6 protein-coding genes are annotated in these 6090 nt (G+C 50.3%); 1 reads left to right on the forward strand and 5 read right to left on the reverse strand.

The features are described 5' to 3' along the window. Window positions 1–18: 18 nt before the first annotated feature. From HW443_RS01810 to HW443_RS01830, 5 genes are all read right to left on the reverse strand, one after another. Window positions 19–975: a 4Fe-4S dicluster domain-containing protein gene (locus HW443_RS01810; RefSeq protein WP_176231339.1), complete on the reverse strand. Its 957-nt coding sequence runs from the start codon at window positions 973–975 to the stop codon at window positions 19–21. A 211-nt stretch (window positions 976–1186) separates the two neighbouring features. Then, window positions 1187–1627 (reverse strand): hydrogenase iron-sulfur subunit, encoded by a 441-nt coding sequence (locus HW443_RS01815; protein WP_176231340.1) that lies wholly within the window; start codon window positions 1625–1627, stop codon window positions 1187–1189. A gap of 222 nt (window positions 1628–1849) precedes the next feature. Continuing rightward, a complete protein-coding gene (locus HW443_RS01820) occupies window positions 1850–3805 on the reverse strand; it encodes a CoB--CoM heterodisulfide reductase iron-sulfur subunit A family protein (protein WP_176231341.1) in 1956 nt (651 codons plus the stop codon). 156 nt (window positions 3806–3961) lie between these two features. After that, the gene (locus tag HW443_RS01825; RefSeq protein ID WP_176231342.1) at window positions 3962–4852 is read right to left on the reverse strand and encodes a CoB--CoM heterodisulfide reductase iron-sulfur subunit B family protein; all 891 of its coding nucleotides are present in this window, start codon (window positions 4850–4852) and stop codon (window positions 3962–3964) included. A gap of 2 nt (window positions 4853–4854) precedes the next feature. After that, window positions 4855–5421, reverse strand: a complete 567-nt coding sequence (locus tag HW443_RS01830; RefSeq protein ID WP_176231343.1) for a 4Fe-4S dicluster domain-containing protein — start codon at window positions 5419–5421, stop codon at window positions 4855–4857. A gap of 251 nt (window positions 5422–5672) precedes the next feature. On the opposite strand from HW443_RS01830, the gene HW443_RS01835 reads away from it, so the two are divergent. Continuing rightward, a partial coding sequence (locus HW443_RS01835; RefSeq protein WP_176237851.1) for a transposase occupies window positions 5673–6090 on the forward strand: 418 nt, incomplete at its 3' end.

Consider the following 6090-nt stretch of genomic DNA (forward strand, 5'->3'; position numbering starts at 1 on the left):
TGTTACCCTATCCTGTCCTCAGAACTTCTCGTCTTTCTTGAAAGTGAGAAGTGGAGGTACATCTTCTACTTTCATTCCCGGGATATAGTCGAAAAGTTGTTGGGTGATCATAGAAGTCTTGCGAAATATTTTGGAGATGGGGATATCTACCGGGCAGACCCGCTCGCACTCCTGGCATCCGGTGCAGCGTCCCACCACGTGCATGGCTCTAATCATGTGGTACATGAAATTATTGAGAGCATCTGTTTGCTGGCCCAGCCAGTGGGGCTGTCTGGTATCAGCCAGGCAATTATCCTGGCAGTAGCACAGAGGGCAGGCATTTCGGCAGGCATAACACCTTATACATTTTTCGAACTGGGCGGTCCAGAAGTCGAAGAGTTCAGCAGGCTCTTTTTGCTCCAGTTCCACAATATCGAAGTCTTTCTCTTTCTGCTCCAGTTCGAGAGATAGGGGGCCCTGGATCATGATATCTACCACAAGAGGCTCCCGGGTCTCACACCACAGACATTTTTCAAAGACTACATCTTCCAGATGGTAACTTTCTTCCCCCTGGGCCAGATGGACTTTCAACTTCTTGTCTCTTACCTCGGCCAGATAGGTCTCCAGAGGGTCAAAGAGCTTTTCTATCTTCTTAAAGGAGATCATGCCGCGGCACGGTACTCCGATCAGGATTAGATTTTCTCTCTTCAGTATTCCTTCCTGAAGGAGTTGGACCACCGATCGACAGTCGCATCCTTTGACTATTAACCCCACTTTTTGGTCGATTCCTATTTTCTGATCGGACTTTTTGACATAGTTGGCCAGGTTAGGGGCACAGAAATCATTGTAAACGAGCCGATCTACCTCTTTAGGGTTTCTGATAAACAGAGGGCGGGCTGAAAGAGGAGTAAGTCCCTCCTGGTAACCGACCACGTAGGCTACTTCATCCAGTATTTTTTTAACTTCTTCTTTTAGCCTGGACTCCACTTCTTTCATTCTGCTAACCTTAGACTCCTGACGTCCACCAGGAGGTTCTCGCTAATTACTCTTTTGCCAAACAGCATCGGACTTGGAATTTTCTTAGGGTGATGCTCTCCAAATGCCCTTGTGTCTGGTTGCCCCGGTATGAAGTCTCAGAAAGGCATCTCTGCCTCCCCAACTCACAGATGACCAGAAGCCCTTGCAAGTTTTCCCTAAAATATGACTTTTAAGATACCTCTACATGTTTCTTAATCGGCCCCAACTCTCTTATCTTTTCCGTGAACTCGGTAATGAGAGCCTGCCACTCCTGGGCTTCGGTGGCAGAGATCCAACTATATCTGAATCTTTGGGGATCTATTCCCATAAAGGGCAGAAAATGTCCCAGAACCTCCAATCTGCGGCGGGCATAATAGTTGCCTTCGGCGTAATGGCAGTCTCCAGGATGGCAGCCCGAGATCAGGACTCCATCGGCCCCCTCATTGAAGGCTTTAAGAGGGTAGAGGGGGTTGATCCACCCAGAGCAGGGTATTCTGATGATCCGTACCTGGGGAGGCTGTTTCAGGCGGGCTGTTCCGGCGGCATCCGCCCCACCATAGGAGCACCAGTTGCAGAGGAAGGCCACGATCTTTATTCCATTTTTCTGGTCTAAGGTATTACTGATGTCCATAAATTTTCTCTGCCTTCTAGCCGAGAGTTCCTGTTCCCCTGTTAGCCCTATTGGCGTCCCTGCAAAAAGGGCCCAACTTTAGTATTTGACCCCATCCTGCGAATCTAAATCGGACGGCAAATTGACCCAAAATCTGGTTTTGCAGTTCCGTCCTTATTTCATTCTGGCTTATTTCCTAACCAGAAAACTCTTCGTTAATGCCTTACACTTCAGGCCTAATGCTTATAGTAACAGTGCCTCCATCTCCGCCAGTATCTGCTCATCAGTAAACCCATTTACCTTTATGGCCCCGGTGGGGCAGGCCACTCCGCACAGGCCACATCCCTTACAGACGGTGCTGATGACATTGGATACCATTATTCCGTCTCGGAGCTCCTGACGCTGGATGGCGCTGAAGGGACACACAGCCTCACACTTGAAGCAACCCACACATCTCTTGATCTCCACACTGGCCACTATGGGGCTGGCCTCCAGCTCGTCCTTGGCCAGAAGGCCCAGGGCTTTGGCGGCGGCAGCACTTCCTTGAGCCACGGAGGCAGGAATATCCATAGGGGCCTGGCAGGCTCCAGCCAGAAATACCCCGGTAGTGTTGGTCTCCACAGGTCTGAGTTTGGGGTGACTCTCCACAAAGAAACCATACTGATCATAGGAGATATTGAGCTTTTGAGCCAGCTCAGGTGCATCTTGGGGAGGTGCTATCCCCACAGCCAGAACAACCAGATCAGCTTCTATCTCAATAGGCATGCCCAAAAGAGTGTCGGTACCCTTAACTACCAGCTTTTTACCCTTCTGGTATATTTTGGACACTCTGCCTCTCACGTACTGGGCTCCATACTCTTCCCGGGCCCGATCTACGAACTCCTCATATCCCTTTCCTCCGGCTCTGATATCGATATAAAAGAGGTAACTGGTGGAATCGGGAATATGCTCTTTGGTAAGGATAGCCTGTTTGGCCATGGCCATGCAGCAGGCTACCGAGCAATAGGATCTGCCTTTAGCCCGGTCCCGGGAGCCGACGCAGGAAATAAAAACTATGGTTTTGGGTTCTTCGCCATCGGAGGGCCTCTTTATGTGTCCCATGGTGGGACCGGAAGCAGAGACCATTCTCTCGTACTGAAGCGAAGTTATGACGTCTTTATACTTTCCAAAGCCATACTCCAGATAGGCAATGGGATCAAAGGCCTCATATCCGGTAGCCACCACGATGGCCCCAACTTTTCTTTCTATGATCTGGTCCTGATCATCAAAGTTGATAGCTTCGAACTGGCAGACCTTTTCGCAGACCCGGCATTTTCCTTTCAGGAAAAAGTGACAGAAATCCTTCTTGATAGTAACTTTCTTAGGTACAGCCTGGGGGAAGGGAAGACTTATGGCCTTAGTTCTCCCCAGGCCCTGGTTGAACTTATCGTAGATCCGGGCCGGGCATTTACCCACACACTCCTCACATCCCGTGCATTTGCTCCAGTCCACGTAAGTGGCTTTCCTTCTGATCTTGACATCGAAATTGCCCACATATCCCTTAACTTCTTCCACCTCATGGTAAGCCAGAAGCTCGATACTTTCATTTACCGCCACATCCACCATTCTGGGGGTAAGAATGCAACTGGAGCAGTCCAGGGTGGGGAAAGTCTTGTCCAGCCTGGCCATGTTGCCGCCAATGGTCTGGTCCTTTTCTACCAAAGTTACCCTGTGGCCTCCCTGGGCGGCGTCCAGAGCAGCCTGGATGCCGGCTATCCCGCCCCCAATAACCAGGACGTCCTTGTTCACCTTGAAGAAGGAAGGGAAAAGCTCCTGGTCCCTGCTTACCTTGAAGACACCTTTCCTGACCAGATCAATAGCCTTCCTTGTAGCTGCCTCCTTGTCGGAATGGATCCAGGAGCACTGCTCCCGAATATTGGCCATCTCCACCAGATAGGGATTGAGCCCAGCCTGCCTGGCAGCCCGGCGGAAGGTCTCTTCATGCATTTTGGGAGAGCAGGACGATACTACCACCCGGTCCAGACTGTACTCTTGGATAGCCGTTTTGATCAAATCCTGTCCGCTCTCGGCGCACAGGTAGGTGTAATCAGTGGCATAGACCACATGGGGAAAGCCCCTTGCTGCTTCCACCACCCGGGGACAGTCCACCGTGCCCGCAATGTTGCTACCACAGTGACAGACGAAGACACCTATTCTCATAAGAAGCTACCCGCTTTTTCGCAGAAAAATTTAGTCTGGTAAAAGAATTTCCTGATGTTCATGGTCTAGTTTTGAAAGCTCCAGAATAACTTGCCATTCTGCCTTATTCGACTTGAACTCACATATCCAGAGAAAATTCCTCTTCGTTGAAGGCGTTCATCTTGCTCCGGAACTTACTGCCTGGGTGGCTCCTGGCAGCTTCCTGAATTTGACAAAATGTTTGTCCAACCATAGCTCCTTGGAAGAATGGCCGAAGGCCAATCCCATAAGCTGGGTCAGGTAAAGAATCGGAATATTATAGCGCGTTCCGTATCTGGCATTAACCTGAAGCTGCCTCAGGTCCAGGTTTTGCTGGCACAGGGGGCAGGCTACCGCAATCACATCCGCCCCTACCAAAGTGGCCATCTCTAAGAGCTCGTTAGCCAGTCTCAGAACCAGATCCACTCTGGCCAATCCAAAAGCGGCTCCGCAACAATAGGTCTTAAGAGGATAGTCTACCAGTTCCGCACCCAGGGGAGCCAAAATCTCTTCCATAGAGGTGGGGTCTTCTGGATTTTGAAAGTCATTGATGTCAGCCGGACGGGCGTTCATGCACCCGTAGTAACAGGCCACTCGCAGCCCTTCTAAGGGGATTTTGACCCGGCAGGAGATCAGCTCTCGGTCTACATCCTGATAAAGGACCTGGAGAAGAGATTTAACCTGTACCCCTTTGTGGTAGGGCTTCTCCAGGAGATTGTTAATCTCTCTGAGGTGATCGGGATTGTCCTTCATCTCCAGATCCGCCTCTTTCAGGCGGTTGAAGCACTTGGGGCACGGCGCCATCACATTCAGTTTGAAGCTCTCGGCCAGGGCCAGATTACGGGCGGAAAGAGCGGAGGAGAGCATATGGTCTACCTGGCAGGCCGGAGCAGCCCCACAGCAATTCCAGTCCGGGATTTCTACTAACTCTATGTCCAGATCCTGGCACACCAATCGGGTGGATACATTGTACTCCCTGGCCAGGGATTCTAAAGAACAACCCGGATAATAGGCGTACTTGATAGTCACTTTTAGCGCTTACCTTTCCTTGAGCTCCTCAGGCGGTCGAAGATCTTTCTGATCTCTCTCCTTCCTTTGATCCGGTGGGGCAGAAATCGGAGCTTACCCGTAGCCAGGAGCCGGGGGCCAATATCGGCATTATTGAACAGGTCTCCTGATTTGAGATTGTAGGTGCCGACCAGCCCGGCCTCAAAGATGCGGCCGTATCTGGCCACTGAATTTACGAAAGTCTCCTGGGCCAGGCGTATCTTATGGTCAGCTACATAGCCTTCCTGTCTGGCCTTGATCAGAAGTACGCTCATCAATTTGGCGATGTCGATTTCTTTGGGGCAGCGGATCGTGCAGGTATAGCACGTGGCGCAGTACCACAGGCTTTCAGAGCGTAGAACCATCTCCTTTTGCCCTAACTGCATCAGGCGAAGGATCTGATTAGGGGTGTAATCAAAAGAGAAGGAGAGGGGACAGTCTGCGGTGCACTTCCCGCATTGGTAGCACGCTGCAACAGCAGTGTCGATCTCGCTTTCTACCTCGGCCACAAATTCTCTATCTACCGTGCGAGTCTGGCCCTTTAGTCTCAAAAACACTCCTATCAGAGGATAGCTACAACTTTGTTATAAATTTCTCATGCTTCGAAAGAAAATAACACATTTATATTTTTGATGCAAGGAAGGGGCGATCGTGGAACTATAGAGGCTGTCCGGAAACTAGGATTTAGGAATGAGAGGCGAACTCGGTGCATCACGTAAAAATGTACTCGAAAGGCGATTTAAATTCAGGGGGGAAGCAGCTATAATGGAAGGCAAAACAGAGGGATTATGAGGAGGTAATCGTGCCCTATCTGGACTATAATCAATCAAACGGCTATTTGCTTCCACCCTATCTGGAGGAACTAATCTCTGCTGACCATGTAGCGAGGGTGGTGAACAAAGTGGTTGATTTGCTGGATATCCGAGAGCTGACTTCTCAGGAGAAAATCGAGGGTCGCCCAGCATACCACCCCAGAATGATGCTGAAGATCCTAATTTATGCTTATAGCCAGAAGATGCCCTCCAGCCGTGTCATCGCCAGAAGGTGTGCTGAAGACGTAGTCTTCATGTGGCTTTCTGGCACCCAGAAGCCAGACTTTCGTACTATTAGTGACTTTCGCAAGAACAACATCAAGGTGCTGAAGAAGCTCTTCAAGCAAGTAGTGCAAATTTGCCAGAAGTTGGGGATGGTAAGCCTGGGACTGGTTGCCATAGATGGGA

It is taken from the genome of Candidatus Hakubella thermalkaliphila, assembly GCF_013281975.1.
GTDB lineage: Bacteria > Actinomycetota > Humimicrobiia > Hakubellales > Hakubellaceae > Hakubella > Hakubella thermalkaliphila.